This window comes from endosymbiont GvMRE of Glomus versiforme (genome assembly GCF_003546845.1).
On sequence record NZ_NWVA01000009.1, the window covers coordinates 463,799 to 485,694 of the forward strand.

The 21,896-nt window shown below is 29.0% G+C and carries 20 protein-coding genes; 9 read left to right on the top strand and 11 right to left on the bottom strand.

Annotation, left to right across the window (positions count from 1 at the left end):
- The first annotated feature begins 133 nt into the window (after nt 1-133).
- The 6 genes from GvMRE_RS12830 to GvMRE_RS12855 all read left to right on the top strand — a co-directional run bounded on the left by GvMRE_RS12830 (nt 134) and on the right by GvMRE_RS12855 (nt 5,460).
- Nucleotides 134-1,798 carry a class I tRNA ligase family protein gene (locus GvMRE_RS12830; RefSeq protein ID WP_147411617.1) on the top strand — a complete coding sequence of 555 codons (1,665 nt, stop codon included), beginning with the start codon at nt 134-136 and terminating at the stop codon, nt 1,796-1,798.
- The gene (locus GvMRE_RS12835; protein WP_147411618.1) at nt 1,747-2,076 is read left to right on the top strand and encodes a hypothetical protein; all 330 of its coding nucleotides are present in this window, start codon (nt 1,747-1,749) and stop codon (nt 2,074-2,076) included. The genes GvMRE_RS12830 and GvMRE_RS12835 overlap by 52 nt, the downstream gene beginning before the upstream one ends.
- A 102-nt stretch (nt 2,077-2,178) precedes the next feature.
- Nucleotides 2,179-2,415 (top strand): hypothetical protein, encoded by a 237-nt coding sequence (locus GvMRE_RS12840; protein WP_147411619.1) that lies wholly within the window; start codon nt 2,179-2,181, stop codon nt 2,413-2,415.
- Nucleotides 2,416-2,927: 512 nt separating this feature from the next.
- Nucleotides 2,928-3,266, top strand: a complete 339-nt coding sequence (locus GvMRE_RS12845) for a hypothetical protein (RefSeq protein ID WP_147411620.1) — start codon at nt 2,928-2,930, stop codon at nt 3,264-3,266.
- Nucleotides 3,267-3,379: 113 nt separating this feature from the next.
- Entirely contained in the window at nt 3,380-3,781 is a 402-nt protein-coding gene (locus GvMRE_RS12850; RefSeq protein WP_147411621.1) for a hypothetical protein, read from the top strand.
- A gap of 104 nt (nt 3,782-3,885) precedes the next feature.
- Nucleotides 3,886-5,460 (top strand): ATP-binding cassette domain-containing protein, encoded by a 1,575-nt coding sequence (locus GvMRE_RS12855; RefSeq protein ID WP_342766883.1) that lies wholly within the window; start codon nt 3,886-3,888, stop codon nt 5,458-5,460.
- A gap of 391 nt (nt 5,461-5,851) precedes the next feature.
- Here GvMRE_RS12855 and GvMRE_RS12860 read toward each other — a convergent pair whose 3' ends face one another.
- Complete coding sequence (locus GvMRE_RS12860; protein WP_147411623.1) at nt 5,852-6,703, bottom strand: 2OG-Fe(II)-dependent halogenase WelO5 family protein; 852 nt, start codon at nt 6,701-6,703, stop codon at nt 5,852-5,854.
- Nucleotides 6,704-7,629: 926 nt separating this feature from the next.
- Nucleotides 7,630-7,908 (bottom strand): YneF family protein, encoded by a 279-nt coding sequence (locus tag GvMRE_RS12865; RefSeq protein ID WP_147411624.1) that lies wholly within the window; start codon nt 7,906-7,908, stop codon nt 7,630-7,632.
- Nucleotides 7,909-8,075: 167 nt separating this feature from the next.
- On the opposite strand from GvMRE_RS12865, the gene GvMRE_RS12870 reads away from it, so the two are divergent.
- Nucleotides 8,076-8,396, top strand: coding sequence for a hypothetical protein (locus tag GvMRE_RS12870; protein ID WP_147411625.1), 321 nt, complete (start codon nt 8,076-8,078; stop codon nt 8,394-8,396).
- A 373-nt stretch (nt 8,397-8,769) separates the two neighbouring features.
- Here the strand turns inward: GvMRE_RS12870 and gltX are convergent, their stop codons facing one another.
- The 3 genes from gltX to GvMRE_RS12885 all read right to left on the bottom strand — a co-directional run bounded on the left by gltX (nt 8,770) and on the right by GvMRE_RS12885 (nt 13,355).
- Nucleotides 8,770-10,236 carry a glutamate--tRNA ligase gene (gltX, locus tag GvMRE_RS12875; RefSeq protein WP_147411626.1) on the bottom strand — a complete coding sequence of 489 codons (1,467 nt, stop codon included), beginning with the start codon at nt 10,234-10,236 and terminating at the stop codon, nt 8,770-8,772.
- 69 nt (nt 10,237-10,305) lie between these two features.
- Nucleotides 10,306-10,650 carry a 50S ribosomal protein L19 gene (locus GvMRE_RS12880; RefSeq protein ID WP_147411627.1) on the bottom strand — a complete coding sequence of 115 codons (345 nt, stop codon included), beginning with the start codon at nt 10,648-10,650 and terminating at the stop codon, nt 10,306-10,308.
- Between the two features lie 2,021 nt (nt 10,651-12,671).
- Complete coding sequence (locus GvMRE_RS12885; protein WP_147411628.1) at nt 12,672-13,355, bottom strand: GTPase; 684 nt, start codon at nt 13,353-13,355, stop codon at nt 12,672-12,674.
- A gap of 98 nt (nt 13,356-13,453) precedes the next feature.
- On the opposite strand from GvMRE_RS12885, the gene GvMRE_RS12890 reads away from it, so the two are divergent.
- A complete protein-coding gene (locus GvMRE_RS12890) occupies nt 13,454-13,642 on the top strand; it encodes a hypothetical protein (RefSeq protein ID WP_147411629.1) in 189 nt (62 codons plus the stop codon).
- Between the two features lie 189 nt (nt 13,643-13,831).
- On the opposite strand, the gene mutM is transcribed toward GvMRE_RS12890, so the two are convergent.
- The 4 genes from mutM to GvMRE_RS12910 form a co-directional block, all read right to left on the bottom strand.
- The gene (gene mutM, locus GvMRE_RS12895) at nt 13,832-14,824 is read right to left on the bottom strand and encodes a DNA-formamidopyrimidine glycosylase (RefSeq protein ID WP_147411630.1); all 993 of its coding nucleotides are present in this window, start codon (nt 14,822-14,824) and stop codon (nt 13,832-13,834) included.
- Between the two features lie 469 nt (nt 14,825-15,293).
- Nucleotides 15,294-15,647: a hypothetical protein gene (locus GvMRE_RS12900; protein WP_172575435.1), complete on the bottom strand. Its 354-nt coding sequence runs from the start codon at nt 15,645-15,647 to the stop codon at nt 15,294-15,296.
- A complete protein-coding gene (locus GvMRE_RS12905; protein ID WP_147411632.1) occupies nt 15,628-16,557 on the bottom strand; it encodes a lecithin retinol acyltransferase family protein in 930 nt (309 codons plus the stop codon). Before GvMRE_RS12905 ends, GvMRE_RS12900 begins: the two co-directional genes overlap by 20 nt.
- 110 nt (nt 16,558-16,667) lie before the next feature.
- The gene (locus GvMRE_RS12910; RefSeq protein WP_147411633.1) at nt 16,668-16,865 is read right to left on the bottom strand and encodes a hypothetical protein; all 198 of its coding nucleotides are present in this window, start codon (nt 16,863-16,865) and stop codon (nt 16,668-16,670) included.
- Nucleotides 16,866-17,195: 330 nt separating this feature from the next.
- Between GvMRE_RS12910 and GvMRE_RS12915 the strand changes: the two genes are divergently transcribed.
- On the top strand, nt 17,196-19,088 hold the full coding sequence (locus GvMRE_RS12915; RefSeq protein ID WP_147411634.1) for an ATP-dependent helicase: 1,893 nt from the start codon (nt 17,196-17,198) through the stop codon (nt 19,086-19,088).
- A 190-nt stretch (nt 19,089-19,278) separates the two neighbouring features.
- Here GvMRE_RS12915 and GvMRE_RS14045 read toward each other — a convergent pair whose 3' ends face one another.
- A complete protein-coding gene (locus GvMRE_RS14045; protein WP_172575437.1) occupies nt 19,279-19,449 on the bottom strand; it encodes a hypothetical protein in 171 nt (56 codons plus the stop codon).
- Between the two features lie 1,018 nt (nt 19,450-20,467).
- On the bottom strand, nt 20,468-21,769 hold the full coding sequence (locus tag GvMRE_RS12920; RefSeq protein WP_147411635.1) for a hypothetical protein: 1,302 nt from the start codon (nt 21,767-21,769) through the stop codon (nt 20,468-20,470).
- Between the last annotated feature and the right edge of the window lie 127 nt (nt 21,770-21,896).

The window sequence follows — 21,896 nt, forward strand, 5'->3', positions numbered from 1 at the left end:
TGACAAAATCACTATTTTAATTGCTTATAATATAAAAAAGACTATACAGCAAATCTTTCTATCATTATTACAAACGAGATTTTCAGTTTTTTATATGTTCTTTTGTTTAGAAAATTAATAACATAAACTAAATATGACAAAGTTTTTTTATATAACCACTCCAATTTTTTATCCTAATGACTGCCTACACTTGGGTCATGCTTATACCGTGGTTCTGGCTGATATCATTGCTCGCTATAAAAAAAGTCAGGGTTATCAAGTGTATTTACAAACTGGCAGCGATGAGCATGGGGAGAAAATTGAAAAAAAAGCTAGTTCATTAGGAATTTCTCCCCAAGAATTAGTCGATAAAAATGTTTTACTTTTTCAACAGCTATGAAAAGAATTAGGTATTTCTGAGCATATTTTTTATCGCACTTCTTCTAAAACTCATAAAGAAAAAGTTCAAATAATTTTCACAGAATTATTAAACAGAGACTACATTTATTTAGGCGAGTATCAAGGAAAATATTGTGTTGCTTGCGAGGATTATGTGAGCAATGATAAAGTTATTGACAATAATTTTTGTCCGACCCCTAATTGTCAAACCGAACTACGAAAAGTTAGTGAACCGGCCTATTTTTTGAGAGTTAGCAAATATCATCCTGAACTAGTAAAATACTATTCGCAAAATCCCGACTTTCTTTTACCCCCCAACATTAAAAAAGAGTTATTCAAAAATTTTCTCAAAAATGATATTCGTGATTTATGTATTACCCGCAGCGATATTAAATGAGGTATTCCGGTCCCTAATAATGAGAAAATGGTGATTTATGTTTGATTTGAGGCTTTGCTTAATTATCTTAATTCCGAACCAGGGGAAAAATTTTTCCTTTCTGAATTTTCTGAAAAAAAGAAAATCGACAACGTGAAAGAAGTCGCTTGTGCGGTTATCCAGAATAAAAATGGTGAATATCTTTTGGTTTACAATAAAAAATACAGCCAGTGACAATTTCCTGGTGGTAAATTAGAGAAAAGGGAAAACGCCGAGGAAGCCACAAAAAGAGAAATATTTGAAGAAACTAATTTAGTAATTGAGGATTTAGAGAAAATTGGTGAAGAGAATTTTTACATTAATAATAATTGGTGAAAGTTTCATTTTTACCGAACAAAAAAATACTCAGGAGAACCACTAATCAAAGAAAAAGAAACAATTGGAGAAATCAAGTTTTTTAAAATAAGCGAAATAGAGAAAATTAATTCTCAACTTCCAGATAGGGTAAACGAATATTTACTGAAAAAATTGAAGTCTTGCGAAATTGTCCATCTTATTGGGAAGGAAATCACTCGTTTTCACGCTATTTATTGACCTATCATCCTTTTTTCTTTACATAAGCGATTACCAAACAAAATTTTAGCACATGGTTGATTAACCACCCCCCAAGGAAAAATGAGTAAAAGCAAAGGTAATGTTATTGACCCATTAGAATTATTAAAATCAAAAAAATACCCAAAAGATTTTTTGCGAGCCTACTTTATTGCCAAAATTAACTTTTTACAAGATGGAGTATGTGATGAGGATTTATTAAAAGATTTTTACCACTACTTTTTTGTTAATAATTTAAGTAATTTAGTTTCACGAGTAAATAAAATGCTTCATTTATATAATGGGGGGGTTATTCCAGAATTAAAAGGAGAAGTAAAAAACGAAAAATTAGTTGAATACAAAAAAAGTGTGAAATTGCCGTGAAAGAATTTCAAGACAAAATGAACCAATATGAACTTACGGACGCTTTTTCTCAAATTCAAAACCTCCTAAATGAAAGTAATAAATTAATCTCTGATTTGGCCCCGTGAGAATTAACCAAAAAAGGCGATATTATTCTTTTAAACCATACATTAAACTATTTATCTAATGGAATAAAGATTATTGCTTTTTTACTTAATTGTATTGTGTCACAAACCAGCAAAAAGATTTTAGCAACTTTTAATATTGATAATGAAAAGATTAATTGGGATAATTGTCTAGATTTTAACTTCATGAACGGAATTAAGGTAAATCCACTAGTAAGGCATTTATACGAACCACTTAAATAGTTTTTTCTCCTAATTTTTTTATATAACACGAACCGTAATAAAAATAAGAAAGTAGCGAAAAAAACTTATCAAAATATCCACATTCAGGAGAATCAAGACAAAATGAACCAATATGAACTTACGGACGCTTTTTCTCAAATTCAAAACCTCCTAAATGAAAGTAATAAATTAATCTCTGATTTGGCCCCGTGAGAATTAACCAAAAAAGGCGATATTATTCTTTTAAACCATACATTAAACTATTTATCTAATGGAATAAAGATTATTGCTTTTTTACTTAATTGTATTGCTCCTGATATAAGTAATGACATTTTTAGACATTTGAGTTCAGCGGGATAAGATACGAAAAATGTAACTGGAAAAACATAAAAGAATTTAGTAATGTAAATTAAAAATCATAAAAAATATTAGTTATAATTCTATGAATGAAAAGTTAGAAGAAAATCAAACAATTTTAAAAAGTTTTAAAAAAGTACATGTTGAAAACTCACATGAGCATAAAGCATAACTTACACAATTAAATCTTTTATATTCACTATTAGTGATCCAGGAAAAGAAACCTTAAGTTTGCAGAAATACTTCGATATTCTTAAAAACAGTAATAACTATCTTGAATACTTTGGTAATTTAAAAAAAAGTAGTTCGCTAAAATCCGATTATTCTACATATTTTATATTAGATAGTTTGAATGTTTTTTGTTTCTGATATACTTGCTAATTTTCTATAATTGCGCATCTTAAGGACTATTGAAACCACAAAAGTAGTAAAGAACAAAGAAATTTATAATAAATTTTTTTAATTTTAATCTTTCGCGAATTTCTACTCATTTATTAGTAAATGTTAAAACCTATATGATTAAATACTTTCAAGAAATTAAAAATTTTCAAAGGGAATATGAAATAATTGTACTTGAGTGAGAAACGAAAAAAGAATGAATCTATTTGTTAACTAAAGAAAAAAAACTATTACCAATTAATAAAAAAAGAGCTAAATTCACTCTGATCACTAAATTACAAGAAAAAGAAGTTTGTTTAGTTACTTTGTCTTTTTCTGATAGATACAATAATTATCGTTATATCGGAGATTCCTATTGAAATGTACAAAAGAAACGTTATGTAGCGTTACTATGACGTTATGGCAATAGCGGTATGTTGTTACCAAAAAAGAGCAAATTATTTTCGAATGTCTAAACACATACTTGTTTTTAAATTTCTCTGACAAAATCCGCTATATATGTTTAAATATTAAATAAACTTTATTATAAAGCTAACTATGTTGATTATGATAAATTTTTAGTATTTCAATGAATTACTCTACAATATTTACCAAGCCCGTTCTCAAAACAAAAAAACAAAATAAAATAAAACTGCTCTTTCTGGTTTTAGGGAAAGTTATTAAAAATAATCCCTTACTATTTTTTTTCTGTTCTTTACTAGCCATAATCACTGCCGTTGTCAATTTTAATATTGGTGTTAACATAAAGCATGCTCTTTTCAGCAAGGAAAAAACTCTGAGCGAGCATGTTATTAAAGAAATAGAAAATGAAGAAGGAGAAAAAAATGAGGAGATAGAGAAAAAGAAAATAAGAGAAATATTAGAAAAAAAAGCCACTGAGAATAATGAACAGCAAAAAAAAGTCAAAGAAAAAATTAAGGATAAAATAAAAGAAGATGGTTCTTTGGCAAAAAAGGATGCCAAAAAATAGTTGAAGATGCCAGCATAGACGGACGTAAAGTTACTGACCAACGGGATTTCGAATTTGAGTTTAATTTTTTCGGCTTACGCTGATTTAAAACTAATACCTTAACTATTTGGGGACTTATTGCTTACTTGCTAGTTCTCATTTTAGTAGCTAAATCTTTCTTTTCCTTTATTCATTATTATTGAATGAATTATGCTTACGATAAGATCGAACAGGATTTAAAAAAAGACTTATTTAGCCACTTTGTTCGGGCTAAATATGCTAATTCGGTGGAAATTTCTCGCAATTTAATTACCCAATTTGCCGACGATTTAGACGAAATTGCTTATAGCATTTGGTTTATCCCCAATCGTTTAATTTATGTAGCAGTTTCGATATTTTTTGTGCTCGGATTTGACTTTAATTTTGGGGGAGAAGGAACTTTTTTGCGGCTCTTGGCAATTGTATTAGGATTATTTGCGGTCTTGATTATTGTTGAAATACTACTTTTCAAAAAAGCGAGCAGATTAAATATGGCAGCCAAAAAGAGACAAGAAGAAGATAATAAAATTATTTACGAACGAATTAATAATTTAGAATATATTAAGGCAGTTTCTGGAGAAAAGTATGAAGAAGAAAAAGTTAGCCGGCAACTAGATTCGACTTTTCGTCAGAATAAAAAATCGCTCTGATATAGCACTTTATTTAAAGCGGTTCCACAATATGTCATTATTCCTAATATTCCAACCTTTTTTATGGCCTTAACCTTAGCTTTTTACTCCGAAAGTAGTAAGATGGGAATGGTCTTTTTAATTAGCAACTTTGGTCTCTACTTTTTTTCGGTCAGAAATTTAAATAACGAAGTTAACAAAGTAATTGAGGCCTTGTTAACTCTGGACGAACTTTCTAGTACTCTAACAATTGTTAATGAAAGCGCAAAAATTCTAAAAGAAAATAATCTTGTTCTTGTTTCTTCAAGCACTAAGAAAAATCTTCCGTTCGAAAACGGAGAAATAATTTTTCAAAAAGTAGTTTTTGCTTATCCTAAAAGATCTCAACAAGATATTTTGCGAAACTTTTCTTTTGCCTTTCAACAAGGCAAAAGTTATGGTATTGCTGGCAAGAATGGCATTGGCAAAAGCACTATTATCAAAACTACTCTCAAACTTTATGACTTAAAAGCTGGGCAAATTTTCATTGGTAAACATAATATTCAAGAGATCGACACCATTAGCCTCCACCAACACATTTGCTACCAAACTAACCGAACAGCATTTTTCCGCCTGAGCATTGCCGAGAATGTTTATTATCCTAACAAGTATAATAAAGAAGACCACAATAAATTAGTGCAAGCGGCTAAAAAAGTTGGTATTTATGAGTTTATTGCCAAACTACCGCAAGGATTCGATACGGTATTAAGGGAAGGGGGGAGTGACCTTTCCGAAGGACAAAAACAACAAATTTCGGCCATGAAAATGTTTATTAGTGACTACGATGTTTATATTTTGGACGAAATATTAAGTAATGTTCACCCTGACTTGAAAGAAACTATTTTACGCAATATATTTACCAGACTAAAAGGCAAAACCGTATTAGTAATTGACCATCATTACGAAATATTTCAGTATGTTGACTATATCTATCAATTTACAGGCGAAAATTTAATTAGTGTAAAAAAAGATTCCGCAGATTTAATGAAATAAACAAAAGCTTTTTTTACACTAATTAAAAAACTTTATCATTAGTATCATCAAGAGATAAATTAGGATTTAATAAATATTAATCATATATTAAGATATCAAATTTGCTAAGAACGCAAGGAAAAACAATAATTAGTGAAAGTCAATTAACAGAAACAAGCCATTTTCTTATCTTGTTTATAGATTCTAACTTAATAGAAAAGTATTAATATTTTTTTAAAACAAATAATTTTAAGAAAATAGAAAGACAAATATTTATCGATGTAATCATTGGATCTATATTTTTTTTGTTGAGAGTGCTAAATTTGTGTTTTATAAAATTGTCCAAAGACAAAAAAATGTGGGTAACTATAAAACTAACAAGATGCAAATAGATTACTATAATTAATCTTTTTTAACTCCATAAATGTAGTGGTTTTTCTTTTCCTTGATAAAGAATAAATCCAGAAACACCAATGCGTGTTTTTGAACTTTTTGTTATTGCATGAAGGCAGCGTGAATGGAAAATAATAAGTTCGCCTACTTCCGGATAAATCGTTACAACAGGAGGCGGAAGTAAACTTTTGTTTTTTATTCCATAACAGCCGTCGCTTAATATTTTATATTCATCATCTTCTAAACTTGTATTCCACAGCTGCAAAGCTCCTCCTGTTTCAGGGATTTTTAGATAACAGTTAAAGGCTGCTTGTGTCATATAATTAAATTTTGAAATCACATTTCTATCATCTCTTTCTAGTTTATCTTCATGTGGAAAAAGTTCTTCTTCCGACGCACGCATCAATCCTACAAACATATTTCCTCCACCTAAATTTAATCTTGAAGCTCCTCTTTCCCATTGTTCATCTAATAAAAGGCGTATTTTGTCAATAGGCGATAAGAAGGGACAAAATGCTTTACGAAGAGCATTAATTGAAGTTGTTACTTGTTCATAGTAAAGATTTTTACTTGGTCTGTCTTTAACTTCATAATATGCCATACCCAAATCTCTAATTTTTCCGACTTCTACTACGTTAGAATAATCAATGATCTCATGCTTTTGAATATTTTTCAAACCATGTTTTATAATATTGTTGTCACAAAATTTAGGAACACGCAAAACAAAGATTTTTCCATCAAAAAAATCACAAAGACATTGATAATTTAAACTATCGACTCTAATTATTTCAGTTGTAGGAAGATAAGTTCTAGATTTTATAATGGTATTTAAAAAGCGCGGTTCAATAATTTTTGGCAATAATTTATTCATTTTTAACTCAATTTTCTCCTAAAAATTATTGAATGGTTTATATTAAATTTAAAAGAATAATATGATATTGTAGCTATTTTACTCAATACACTTAATGATACTAATTGTGTAAAAAGAACTAAAAACGAAAATGGACTAAAATTGATTTTTAGAGAGCAATAATATAAAAAAAGCTTAGTGTGTATCACTAGTTATCTTCTTGTTATAAAATTCAATTGTTTATGATCATTGTTTCTATCGATCTCTTGTTTTTTTTATTAACTTTCAAAAAATGCTTTTTAAAAAAAGTTTTCTATTTGTGTAATTGGCGTTTTTTTTGCGTTCAATGTGAAAAAAATAATACTTAAGATTATTTAGACTAGCTACACCCGCAGAAAAAACTTTTATAATATAGAATTTATGAAACTAGAAATGGAAGAATAATTTTATAACTCGATTTTATTATTCCTAGTCGTATTTTTGATAATTTAGATTCATATTACAATGCTTTATCAAGAAAAATTCTTTATTAAAATTTTGTGAAATTTCTAATTTTTCAACTGCAAATTCTTTATTCTCTATTTTAAAATATCCCTGGTCACTAGGTTGTCCGCCCCTTGTGGATGAAAAATCGTTTTATCGAACATGACATAATAGCCACTTTTATCTTCTTTTGCTTCAATAATGATTAGGTAATATTGAAAATGGTATGTTCATTAAAAAATTAATTAATTAAAAACAAGACCAAATAAAAGTTAATATTGAAAATTCACCAAAACAAAATCGTGGAACAGTTGAATATTTTTTTCTTCTTATTCTTTTACTTTATTGTTTTATTCTTTCGCTAAAGTTTCATTAGGCAAGAAACTTTTTATATTTCTTCATTTTTTTGTTTACTTTAAAGTGAGATAGAGGTAAATCTGCCAGAACTTATCTGCCTTTTTTGTCTACATTGTATTTATTTTTTTGCTTTTTCTTTTTTTTTCCTCAAGCTTTTTAGACATACTTAATATTCTATTTATTTTTTCTTCTGAAGGTTTTTGACCAAGAGCGCTTAGCATATACTTTATCTGATCCTTCTCTGACGATTTTATTTCTTTTTGTAATCTCATTACTTGCTTTTTTGCGTAGTAGAAAAAAATAATTGAGCTTAGCAACACTCCTATTAAAAAAGATCCTATCAAATAAAAAAAAAATATTGAGAATTTTGTTGGAAGACTTATCATAAAAGCATTTTATTATGTATCAGCAAAAGGATTTAAAAAATTACGTTATGTTTTGTAGCAAGTGTAGTTAAGCGTTAGGAGAAAATGAGGAATGTTTAAGGTGTGAAAAAGAGCAAAAATTAAAAATAAAGTAGAAAATGAATTAAGAGAAAGAAAAATAATATAATATGGCAAGACTGAATAAAATTGAAACAAAACAAGAACAATTACCACCAAAAGAAAGGTATTCAACTAGAATAATTAATTGCCAAATAAAGGAAGGAAAATTAATAACTCAACTAGATGATGGGAGGGAAGTTAGTATTTTGGTATCTTTACTAGCCGAACAAAGCATTCTAGATAAAAATGTTAAACCCGAACAATTGGAAAAAATGGAAATACATAAAGAAGGGAGATATATTTACTTTCCTGTTATTGATGAAATATTGCCAGCTTGAATAATTAGCCAAGGTCCACATTCTTCTTGTTTTCTCTTTGTCAGTTGCTAATCTGTTAATTTAAATGCATACTAAACACGAATAAGAAAGGTTATGGAATAAAGCAAATCTATCTAACAGGAAAAAGTATCACTAAATATAAAAAATATTTTCCATTCGAACAATATAAAACTAATGATCCACTCTTACTCAAGATGAAAAAAAGAAGTTAGAATTATTTTAGAAACTTCCGCTCATGAACCATTAAAGATAAAAAAATAGATGAAGATAGATATTAACACGATCATTCGAAACATCATAATAATTCCTTTTATGATGGCACTTTTGGTAAAGAATTTATTAGAAATTAGCAGTCAAAAGAGGATAAAAACACCATAAGCCTCTAAAAAATTTTGTACAAGTTTCTTTACCAATTTATCTTGACTTAATTTTCAAAAGAATTTGAAATTGGAGATTTTCTTCCTGCTAGAGATATGTTGAATCTTTTATTTATTTCTAGTTTATTTAATAAGTAAATAATTTGGGGCAATTCTGGTCCTTTGTCCACTCCCGTTAATAGGTTCCTTACCAACAAATAAAACTCTTTTTTGGGTGCTTGATTATTTAGACAGGCCGATTTAAGAACCGATTTAATGTTTTCTACTTCTCATTTATCTAATTTACTTAATTCTTTTCTTAATTCTTCTATTCATAAAACTTCATTTTCTTTAATCTCTACTTTTGGGGCGGGTCTTTGGAAAAAATAAGTAGTTAAATCAATTAGTTCTTGAAAATTATTGAGTTGCGGGCGAAATAATAAGGAGATTTGTTTTACTCATGCTTTTTTTTTTGGTTCTAAATCGTATTTTTTTCCTAAAAATTGTCAAGCGTGTTCCGCAAAATCTTTTTCTGGCAATTGGCGAATGTAATGATTATTATACCAGTTAAGTTTCTCCAAATCATACACGGCTCCGCTCGCATGAAATCCTTCTAAATTAAAAATTTTAATTGCCTCTGATAAAGAAAATATTTCTTGGTTATTTCCTGGATGTCAACCTAAAAATAGTAAATAGTTGACTATGGCGGAAGGCAAATAACCTTTTTCTCGTAATTGACTAATTAACTGTCATTGGCTAGTTTCTTTATCTCGTTTGGAAAGTTTTTTTTTTTCTTTATTGAGAATTATTGAAATGTGGCTAAAAAAAGGGGGATTTCACCCAAACATTTCATACAACACTAGTTGCTTGCCGGTATTAGATAAATGCTCCTCGCCCCGTAAAACATGACTGATTTTCATTAAATAATCATCAACCGCGCATGCAAAATTAAAATTAGGAATACTATTTTGCCGAAAAAGTACAAAATCCTCAATATCCTTACCCTGAAAATTTACTTCTTTCCGCACTAAGTCAGGAAAAGAGTAATTTCTTTCTTGGGGTATTTTTAAGCGCAAAACATAAGGAGTTTGTTGGCGGAGAAAAGAATGAATTTCTTTTTCGCTCAATTGTAAACATTTTCGCGAGTATTGGTAATTACTTCGCTTATTTTCTCTGATAAACCGTTCCTTCTCTTGGGCTAACTCCTCAGGAGAACAGAAACAGTAATAAGCCTTTTTTTCTTCTAATAATTTTTCAATATATTTCCGATAAATATCTAGTCTTTGAGTTTGCCGATAAGGGCCATGTTCGCCAGTTTGGAAAATTGATTCATCGGGTTTTACCCCCAATCATACTAAATCCTTATATAAATTGTTAACAAATTCTTCTTTATTTCGTTCTTGATCAGTGTCCTCAATGCGAAGGATAAACTGACCTTGATTTTTTTTCGCTCAAAGATAACAAAAAAGAGCCGTGCGGGCTCCACCAATATGTAATTCTCCGGTGGGACTAGGAGCAAAGCGAGTCTTAATCATTTTGGTTTTCTCTTTTATTAGAATTTTGAAACTTTTTTTTTAATGTCTGTCAGATAAAGAAATTATTCATTAATCTTTCTTTTTAATTATTTTTCTTTCCAAGTAATATAATTTAGCGCGGCGAATTTTGCGCTTAGCATGAGGTAGTTTTTCAATCTCCACTATTAACGGCGAATGATAAGAAAAAATGCTCCTAATCACTACTTTGTCGCTTTCTTTTAATACTGAAAAAGTATAACTAATTTGCCCTTTATTTTTTTGAGCGATTATTTCTCCTTTAAAACGAGTTAAACGAAATTTATCTTTTTCATTTTTATCAAAGTTTTTGATGCTTACTTCTATTATATCACCAATTTCTAAGGATGGCAAGTCAGTGCGGAAATATTGCTTGTTTATTTCTTGTAAAGAATCCATAACTATGTTTTTTTAACTAATCTAGGTAGTTTATTATATTATTTATTTTAAAAGGTTAAGACAACTAATAAAGATCATTTATTGAGACTTCAGCTATTCATGCTTATTCTAATGGCCTTGATAAGGCAATAATTAAGCAAGATGAAAGCTAAAAAAAAACTAAATTTAAAAAAATAAAAAAAAACAGAGTTCATTAAAGAACCGTCAAACATGAACATAAACGTCTGGACGGTTTTTACGGAGTTATTAAAAGAAGATTAGGTTATAATGCAAATTATAATGAAAAATATTGGGAGCTAAATAATTAGCGTATTTGTTTCTTTTTTTGGATAGTATAATTCATATAATTTATGTGCTTAATATTTTCCTGAGCAAAATTAATTTCTTTTTTTTTTAACCTTTTACTCTTCTTCGTTAACACTACTATTTCCAATTATATCATTAGCAAAGTTCCAAAAATAATAGTTTCAGTAACTTTTTTATCTTCTATTTGCTTTTATTTTTCACACCTAGTTATAATATATTTACTTACTTAATACTAATAATTTTTAATGATAGAACGCTAAATTTGATTAATAATTCCTACCGAATGATTTAGCAGAATTCATAATTAAGTTATTTTTCTATCTCCTTTAATATTTTGCTTTTCCAACTGCAAAAGCTGCTAGGCAGAGAGTAATAAAAACAACGTAATCATCAGCTGGACACAACTCATTTATTAATTCTTTCATTTTCTTCATTTCACCAATGAAAAACAAAATGTTAATGATTGTTAAATGGATTTTTTTTTGCTAATTATAGTACTAGTGAATCGTCTTTATTTGTCATAAACTTGTCATTTTGTTTTAATTTCGAGCAAAAATCGGAGAATTTTTATTATAACGAATGTTAAACAACTCGAAGCAGGGAAGGATTTACGAGTAAAAATAGATAGAAAATGTAATAAGTTGCAATAAAATACATAAGCGAAAAAAATATAAAAATAAAAAAATGAGAGACAAACAACAAAAAAAATAAGGATAATTATAGATACAACATTATAACGAAGATTAAAAAACAGAAAATGAGCACATTTTTAAAAGAATTTTGTGTGTTTTTTTTCTTGCATTCTTGACTTTTTATCTTCTATAGCTTTGATTTCATAGAGAACTAGTATAGTTCCATATAGTGTTGAAATTTATTACCATATAGTCTTAATGAACATGGCGAAGTGACAAAAATATTCTCTCTATAAGGACAAGAGCAGAAATATAGTAAAGAGTTATTGCGTATTAAATGATAATAATAATTATCTCATTATCACACTTACTTAATATGAAAGGCATACATCATCATATCATATATCATAGTTTGAAAAAAAGGAGATATAATACTCAGAAAAAACAAACAAGCAAAAATAAACACCATTTATATAATTTTTAAATAACTCCGGTCCAGTACAAATAAATACTATCAAGTCACAAGTAACCAATTTTGTTTATATACATGTGAAGGAACATGTATGAATTTAATAATATTGAATAACTCGCACAATCGCACAGGTTAAACAATAATGAGTAGATATTATAGAAGACAATACTCTTGCTTTTTATAGACTGTATTTCTTTATCTTTATGATATCGAGAAAGTTTATTAGATAGACGCTTAGCATTGAAAAAACTTTAATGATATATCTACTGTGGATTTAATTGATTAATGTAATGCAGCGTTCTTTTATTTGTTTTGTGCTTTTTAATTAAGAGTTTATTTAATTTAGCAAGGTCATTTAGTTTGCTTTTTTTCTTAACCTTTTTCATTTCCATATATTTATCTTCATATTACTTCACATCTATCACCATAGTTGGGATAGCCTCATTCTTTTCTTTTAAACTGAATAAATTCAGAATAATTTGTAGAACAATTCTTGTAGTAATTCTGCATTTTCTTGGTTCTATTCTCTTTTGTTCTTTTTGATAAAATCTTCAAGAGCTTTAATGTATTGATCGTTATCACAAGTTAATTTGGTAAGTTTATGATTTCGACTAACATCTGAGTTTAGTAATTTTATTGCCTAATTGAATTAGTTTTTCAGGTTTGTAAGGATCACCCTGACAATTTTTACTTAAATACTCTAATAGTATTTCTCTAGATTTGTTTCTTTTTCTTTTATTACTTTTTAATTCTCCAACATCTTCGACTTCAATTGAAGGGTTATCAACATGAACACATCTTTCTTCGTATTCTCTAACTATTTCAGATATATTGCTCTCTGAGTTTAGTATTAAATCAATATCTTCTTTTATCTCACTTTTGTCTTTAAAATTGCTAAAAGCAGTGCAAACTATTGTTGCATGCTTGGCAATACTTTCATCAAAAATTATTGTTTTAAGTAAATCATAAATAGGTACTTCGACTGGGTCAAATCTACCATGAGTAACAAAAAGAATCTGATCTATCCCATCTTTAGCCAAATAAGCCACCTTGGCTATCATGATTAATAATTTCTTTTGTGACCAATCAGCATTGATGATTCCAGGAGTGTCGATCACACAATAATCAACATTATCTTCTCTAAATTCTTTACTCTGAATTTCTTTTGTTGTACTAACACTCAATTCGCTTTCTTTAAAATTATCAGTGCCAGATATTACGTTAGCAAGAGCAGATTTACCACTTCCAGTCTTTCCAATTAATAGGATTGTTTTAATTTTATTTTTATCAGTCATGTATTATTGATTTTGGTAAAGTACTAGAAACTTGCTCTCATGAATTAAGCCATTATATCCAATTAGTTAAACACGGAAAAAGCAGTTGCGAGAGTGATTTGGAGACTGATAAATATGTTGTGGAATTAGCGAAAGAGTATGAGGATATTACTGAGGAAATTTACGGAATGATTAAGAATTCGGGGAATATGAGAGATGAAAAGGAGATGAAACAAAGTTCAATGCTAACAAAAGGATTGGCTAATTCAAAATGAACAATTATCTTGGACTTTCTCTTTCCCCTTTAAGATACAATATATTAAACACGCGAACTAATGATATAGAAAAAGGGATATTTTGCAAAATTGTTTAATTAATTTGCAGAGAACTTTGTTGATCCTCTATGTTACATAACAGGGTGAGAATGCCTGGCAATTTAATTTGTTTTTTTTATTTTTTGCTAACATTATTATAATTTTATTAAATGTAATTTATGGCTACAACTCTAATTTTTGACATTGCGGACAAAAAAAAGTACTCCTTTCTTTCGGCTTATTTTCGTTTATTTTTCCTTTATTAATTTCTTTTTCTTCTTTTTTTATTTTTTCAATTAAACCTCCGCAATTATTAGGACAAGGTTTACCTGCTCGATTATAAACTTTTAATCTCTCTTGATAAGAGCCTTCTTTGCTTAAAGGATTAACAAAATCAAATTCTGAAGTTCCTTTTAATTTTAAGGCTTCTTTTAAAATATTTTGAGCCGAAGAAATTATTTTTTCTACTTCCAGACAAGTAAGTTGGTTAGTTTTTTTTAAAGGATGAATTTTAGTGTCGAAAAGTATTTCCGAAGCGTAAATATTGCCAATGCCACTAATGACTTTTTGTTCTAACAAAGCATTTTTAATAGAGACTTTGCGTTTTTGGTAATGTTCGAATAGTAGTTTGGTGTTTACTTTTTCTTCCAGCAAATCGGTTCCAATATTTTTGTAAGGTTCTAATTGTTTATAATCCTTAAAGTTTTGTAAACGAAAACTTCCAAATCGGCGAGAATCACAATAAATTAATTTTGTTGACTCTTGACCATTATCTAAGTAAAAAGTTAAGACCCTTGAATCGTCAGTGTTGTGTTTCTTAAATAAATCCTTTTGTTCTTGTTCTGAAGTAGGAGTAAGTATTTTTTCTTCTATAAAATACTTTCCGGTCATTCCTAGACGACTAATTAGAACATAGGTGTTTTGATGAATATCTTGGGTATCCGAGGTGCGGACGCCTAGAATAAAAAATAAACATTTACCCTTTCTGTCTATTTCGTAGATAGTTTTGCCTATCAATAAGTTAACTAATTCTTCTTCACTAATTTCTTTGACTAAACTTATCCGCTTTCTCGCTTCGTCTTTTGGCTTATAAATTTCTACTTTTTGAATAGTTTTTCCAATTATTTCAGATCTTAATATTTGGCGAACAGTTTCAACTTCGGGTAATTCTGGCATTTTAGTTAATTATTTTTTTCTAATAAATCACCTTGGTGATAAATTTTCCCACCTTCCATTAACCCAATCAACCAGTAAGGAATTGGCACTAAACAATTTCCAGGAGTTCAGTAATAAGGAATTCGGTGTTTGTTAATGTTTCAGTTTTCAACTTAATCTCTTGTCATTTTTTTCTGAATTGTCTAGTTAGTAATTTTTTTTTTGTTTCTTTTTTTTGGAAAAGGGGAAGCTTAGTTATTAGACTTAATCCTCTTTACTTAAACCTTACATCATCCTGTTTGTATAAGGAAGAACAAAAAATAAAAAACCAATTACAAGAAAGATGAAAAACAAGATTAAAAATCATTTAACCCATCCCAAAGAATTATTTTTGAAAACCTTTCTTCTGGAAAAAAGAAAAAATATAACTAAAAGACCTCAACTAAAACCAACTATTGACATCAAAATTATCGGAAAACCTAACATAGTGTTACATTATCCTACAACATTCCTTAGAAGGAACTTCTTGTAAATATTGTTGTTCATATTTTTCAGTTTCATAATCAGATGTTCTTCCTAATCTGTTATCAGTTTCTTTTATTTCATGTTTTAAATTGACACTTTTTTTTCTGTCATTAGCATCACTGTCATCAATATTAACACAGATTTTTGAAGTAACAGCGACTCCCATTCCTGTTAGTCCGGCCGAAGCAACTCCCAATAATAAAGAGGCTCCACCGGTAGCAGGAGCCAAAGCAACTGAACCAATAACATTAAAAAGTCCTAATCCTGTTATAGTTCCCATAGTAGCACCAGCCGGAACATTAACTGAGGCCATAAGCATTCTTTTTTTTTTGCTCTATCTGCCCTGAATAATTAATCCCATAAACGAGCATGTTAGCAAAATGCTCGCAGTTTCTACGATGCAAATCATAGTTATTCTTCCGATAATCATTATCTTTAGCTCAAACTATTTGCTTAGCAATATCTTTGTAATTCTTAAAGGGAATGATTGGATGATACGCAGTTACTTTTCCTTCTAAAAAAGAACTTCAATTATCAATTGTAGTATTTTGTCTTTCTCTAGTATATTGACAAACCTTAGATTCTCCGTCTATTTTACCTAAATATACCCCAACATGGTCAAACATTGTCATGTCTGTTTTGACAACATCAAAAGGTTTAAGATAACTAGTTGAATATTTTTTTTTTACATAAGGTTCAGTAACAAAACTATTGAATGATTTATAACAATCACAATAAGGATGAATTAATAACATTGGATTATCTCTATACTTTCCATAACTACTTGCTAACTCATCTCTTAATCAATTAGCTTCACTCCTAGCATCAGAAAGATAATTATGTCCTTTTCTGCCTCTACTACTGTCTCCTCAGTAAGCACAATCAGAACTAGTAGGAAATACTACTGGTCGAGAAGTGTTATAAACAGGATCATAAACTAGCAAGTATACTCAATAACGACTACCATGATAAACAATTGTTGTTGCGATATTATTACTTCACCAAGTGGAAAATATCTCCACTTCCTCCACTCTACCTAAAATAGAAGTTCTTTGTTTTGCTAAATCTTTATAACGTGATTTTTGACTATCGGTATAGATTAAACTGTGTTTATCACAACTATAACACTTAATGTCTCTCCGGTAAGTTTTATCAGATTCATAATTTTGATGTTCTGCTCAACTGTCTTTATATTCTTTACAATTTTTGCAGTATCAGTTATTTGTCATAATATAATACATTATATAATTTTTTTCTAAACTCGTTTTATATTTGGTTCTCCCAAAAAAAAGATTCTAAGGAAACTATGACTGGCTTGAACTCGCTTGCGGTTTAACCTTTAAATAAGAAATCCAACCACTACCATCTTTTTTTTATTTAAAAAACCTTTGTAAGCAGTTTGATCATAACCACACCATAAAAAAACTTTGTCATAAGTTTCATTAGCTCTCAAACTCTCTTGGGTATGTACTCAAATTCTTATTTCTCGGTTTTGGGTCATAAAATATTTGGTTTCCATTATATCGTTAAAAGTCATGTTGATATCAGAATCCATTGGCTCGATTGGGGCTTTGATATACTTCTTGTTGTCTCGTCATTCCAGTTCAATATGTCTAAAGTCATCAGTAGTGAAAATTACCTCATATAAATCTTCAAAGTCTCTGATTTCTGATAATTATTGACTAAAAATTAGCCTGTTTGTTTAGTTTTTCGGTCTAGATAAAATGCTTTTTATAAGTGAGATAGAGAGATTTTTTTTTTGCTTTGTTTTTTTGATGTTTAGGACTTTCGTTCTAAACAAGTACGTGACTACGAATTATTTATGTAAGCAAGAAATCAAAAAAAAAATTTTAAAATACTAATAAAGATGGAAATTTTTCAAGAACTAAATGAGAAGCAAAAACAAGCTGTTTACGAAGAACATCCGCGAATATGCGTTATAGCTGGGCCAGGCTGTGGAAAAACCAGAACATTGGTTAGTCGCTTTATTTATTTGTTAACCAAAAAAAAAATTTCTTCCCAAAATATTTTAGTTCTAACTTTTGCTAAAAAAGCCATTAAAGAAATTAAAGAAAGGGTTTTTTTTCATATTACTACTGCTTCCCCTAAAGATTTGCATATTTATAACTTTCATTCTTTCTGTTTTCACGTTTTAAATAAACATTCTTATTTGTTAGGTTTCCCAGGAAGTAAATTTCCAGTTTACGATCGCCACGAACAAGAAGCCATGGTCCGGAAAATAGTTTATCAACTTAACTATAATGCTGATCAAAAAGAAATCAATACCATTATTGCTTATATTAGCGGTTGAAAAAATGGTAAACTTAGTTCTGATGATCCTTTAGAATTTGATGAATTGACCAAAAAAAGATATGAAATTTATCAAAAATATCAAGAATACTTGCAAACTAATAAAGCCTTGGATTTTAATGACTTGCTCCTTCACACAATTACTCTTTTCAATTATTACCCGCAAGTCCGAGAAGAATACCAAAAACAATTTAGCCACATTCTACTAGACGAATTTCAAGACATTAACGCTATTCAATGAGAAATAATTAAGTTAATTTTAAGTGATAAACAAAACGTTTTTTTAGTGGGAGATCCTAACCAAGCTATTTATGGTTTTCAAGGGGCTACACCTGAACTAATTTCTTCTTTTAGCAAAGATAAAAATTGAAAAACTATCTATCTAAATACTAATTATCGATCAACTAATAATATTATTAGTTTAACCAATTCTTTTATCCAAAAAAATCAACCTAGTTTAGTTAATAATCTTCTAAATGCTTCGAAACAAGACGGAGTAAAAGTAAATTGGCTTAATGGTCGATCAATACGTTCGATGGTTAACCAAATCCGTTGGATAATCATTCGTGAGAAAATTGGATTCAGTGATATTGCCATTTTATACCGGAATAATTATCTTTCTGGCCGAATAGAGCAAGAATTAATTGCTCAAAAGATTCCTTACGAAATATTAGGATCTTTTAAATTTATTCAACGGGAAGAAATTAAAGATGTGTTAGCTCTCCTGAGAACTATCGTTTATCAAGATAACCTTTCTCTTTTAAGAATGTTTAGTCTTCAAGAAAAAATTGGGGCACGAACCATCGAAAAAATTGAGCAAAACAGTGAAAAAGAAGGAATTAGCGTCTACAATTATCTCAACAATTTTGCTACCATTAATAATTTAACGCAAGAAAAATTGGCAGCCGGACAAGTGGAAAAGATTAGCCTAGTTATTTTTAAAATCAATAATTGAAAGGAAAAATTAACCAAAGAAGGATCCTTAGATACTTTTCTTTTAGGAATTCTTAATGACTTTAATTATTGAGAACATCTAAAAACTCGAATTAACTCGGCCGAAAGAGAAAAGAATGTTCAACAATTTATTAATATTGCTCAGAATTGAGAAAAGAAGCGAAAAAAAGAATATCCTAACTTGGGAGAACTACTCAATATTTTTTTGCAATGGATAATAATTGCTTTTGAGGATAAGAAACTAATTAAAACTCGGAATAATTTAATTCTCTCCTCTATTCACCAAGCTAAAGGACTAGAATTTGAAGTAGTATTTTTTGTTTATTTAGACCAAGGAACGCTCCCTTATAAAGAAACCCAAGACTTAACGGAAGAAAAAAGATTATTTTATGTGGGAATTACTCGAGCTAAAAAACTTCTATATTTGCTAAGCAGCAAGGCCTTATATTCTCCGTTTTTAGATGAGTTAGAACATTCTTTTTTAAACAAAATGTAGAGGGAATAATGAAAATATTAAAGAAAACAAGAAATGAAATTAAAACTTTCTCTTCGAATATAAATATTTCTAACTGGTCAATAAAATTGCTAAAGCTATACTAAAAGAATTTCAGTCACAACATAACTTACTAATAAACCTAAATAGTAATCTATCTACACTTAAAATAAACTCAAACCCACGAGGATTATTATATGATTTTGCAATCATCTTCTTGATAAATTTTCGCTTCTAATTGGTCTGCTTTTACTCGTTCCTTATGTTCTTCTGCTTGCCAATAATCCCTGTTTTTTCGTAAGTCTTCTCTTTCTCCTACCGCTCTCTCAAACTCATTTTTTAAATAGTAAACCTTACCTACCAAACTCTTAGAAGAGAAATCTGTTGAACTAATTCCTAACGAACTGTAAAAAGATGACAAAGCTGAAAAAACACCATCAATCTCTGTTTCAGCGGTTAATCTTTGGTTAATATATAAAATCTAAAAAAAATAAAAGATAAAATCAAAACTATTTTTGCTAAAAAGGACTGAACGGATATTCATCCAGATTTTTCTAAACGAAGGATTTTGGCTCTGAAACTTATCAGCAAGAGTGAAAAAAGAAATGGTCTTGACTATCTTGTCCTCATAATTTACTCATTGTTATTATTTACCACATCAATCGAATCTTCACGGAAAAATAAGTGCCTTAAGAACATGAAGAGTGAAAGCTAAAAAAAAACAAAAAACAATCAAGGCATAATCTTTTCATTCAAATTTTTTTCGATATTTGAAAAAAATAAACAACTTATAAAGAAGATAAAGTAATACAAAAAATAAGAGAAGATTTCAAAGAAAAGCAAGTACAAATATGTTAAAAATGTTTAACAAAAAAATCATCATATGATTTAATTTTATAATTTTTCTAACCAATGAGCCGACTTGTTATTTAGATATTAGTTCCTCAAAAATGCTAAAAAACCGCTTCCATAAATTAACTCATTATTTTAGTTTATTGAAGCATGAAAAGTAGTTATAAAAGTGAATAATAGGAGGTATATATAATCCACCGTTAACCAAATAGCATAAAGACTTAAGAAAAGAAATTATCACACTTTTTACAAAATTTTTAAATAACTATAAAATAATAGTATTCCCTAAAAGAATTCATAAATAAAGTGAAAGAACAAGAACAACAAGTAATAAATCTCATAAACTTAATCTCTTTCATCATCAAAGTAAAGGAAGCTTAAATAATAAATAGATAGTAGAAACAATTAGAAAACAAATTAGAAGTTGAGTAAAAGAGGAAAGAAATATCATATATAAGTGAATTTTATAATAGAGTATAGAGAAGATTTCAAAGAAAAGCAAGTACAAATATGTTTAACAAAACCATAAATTACTGCAATTTGCAATTAGAATTTACCTCAACATAATTCTCAAACCTATCCTCATAACTCTCATAATCTGCTATCTGCATGTATTTTTCTATATCCGTACGAACATCATTTAATCCACTATAATCTTTAATGTTTAAAAGGTTAAAATGACTGTTTGTTCTTTCAATCTCTTCCCTTAACTCTCTACCTTGTTTAAAAAAACTCCCTTCATTAGAAAAATTTAGACCTAAAACAGATCTATTAGCAAAATGATGACAATTTCCTTTCTTATAATCCGAAGCACCGAATAAAGGATCATAACTGACATCATAATTTTTGCTAGAAACAGCTCTAGCAATATGTTCTTTAATTAATTCTGGTCTTTTATAAGGAAGAAAAGGGTGGTAATAAGAAACAGCAGAAGAACTAGAATTAAAAAGTTCGCTTCAATTGGCAATTTCAGCTCTGTTTCTTGTCACATGTGCTATTTTATGATTACCATAATCGTCCTTGCCTAAATAGATCCCTGCATGAAAATATACGCTTTTCTTTACCCTAATAATGTCAAGCGGCTCTATATAACGTTCCGGCTCATTTCTATTAAACGATAAACTAAACCCTTTTACTCCTACTATTTCACCACTAAAAGGTAAGTTAAAGACCTCATCTGTATTCTCTAAAACAGCACAAGCAGGATGGTCACCATTTAAATCTCTCATTATCGAAAATGCCTTAGATTTAACTTCATTAAAACTATCAAAATCTCTTGTACCAACTCTTAAAACAAAAGGATAATTGTAAAAACAAGAGTCAAAAATAACTACTCTGATACGATAATTTTTATATTTTCTTGATGTTTCTCGAACATTTCGTTCAATTGATTGCGAATTCAAAGCTGTATTAACAACCGCATAGGCTTGTGGAAAATCCTCTCCCTTTGCTCTTGCCATGTTGTATATCATATCTTGCGTAGATACAAGTGCTTCGCTAACTTTTTCTTCTACGCTAACTTCATTAATAATCAAAACACAATTTGGACTGAACCAAGTCGAGAAAAAAAGAATCGAACTTATTACTTCAGAAGAAAAAGCATTTTTATTTGATCTTGCTACTTCTTCAAGTTTTAGTATTTTTTTTAAATCACTAAGAGAATAAATACTCGAACTAGAACTACTAGAATTTATGCCAATTCTTTCTAGTCTTTCTTTTTCGTTACTATCGATACCATTGTACCACCAATCGTACAGATTTTTTCTAGTTTTGCTAGCACTGTCAGCACTTTCTTTAAAAACTTCTTCAAAATTATTTTTTTTGTTTGTCATCTTTTTTTTCTCTTGTTACGAATAATTTTTAATTGCCATTTAGTTCACCGTTTTTAAGACAAGAATCATATCCTTTCATTATTCAACAATTTTCTTTTCTCCTCACTTAAGTTTTGATGTGTTCCAT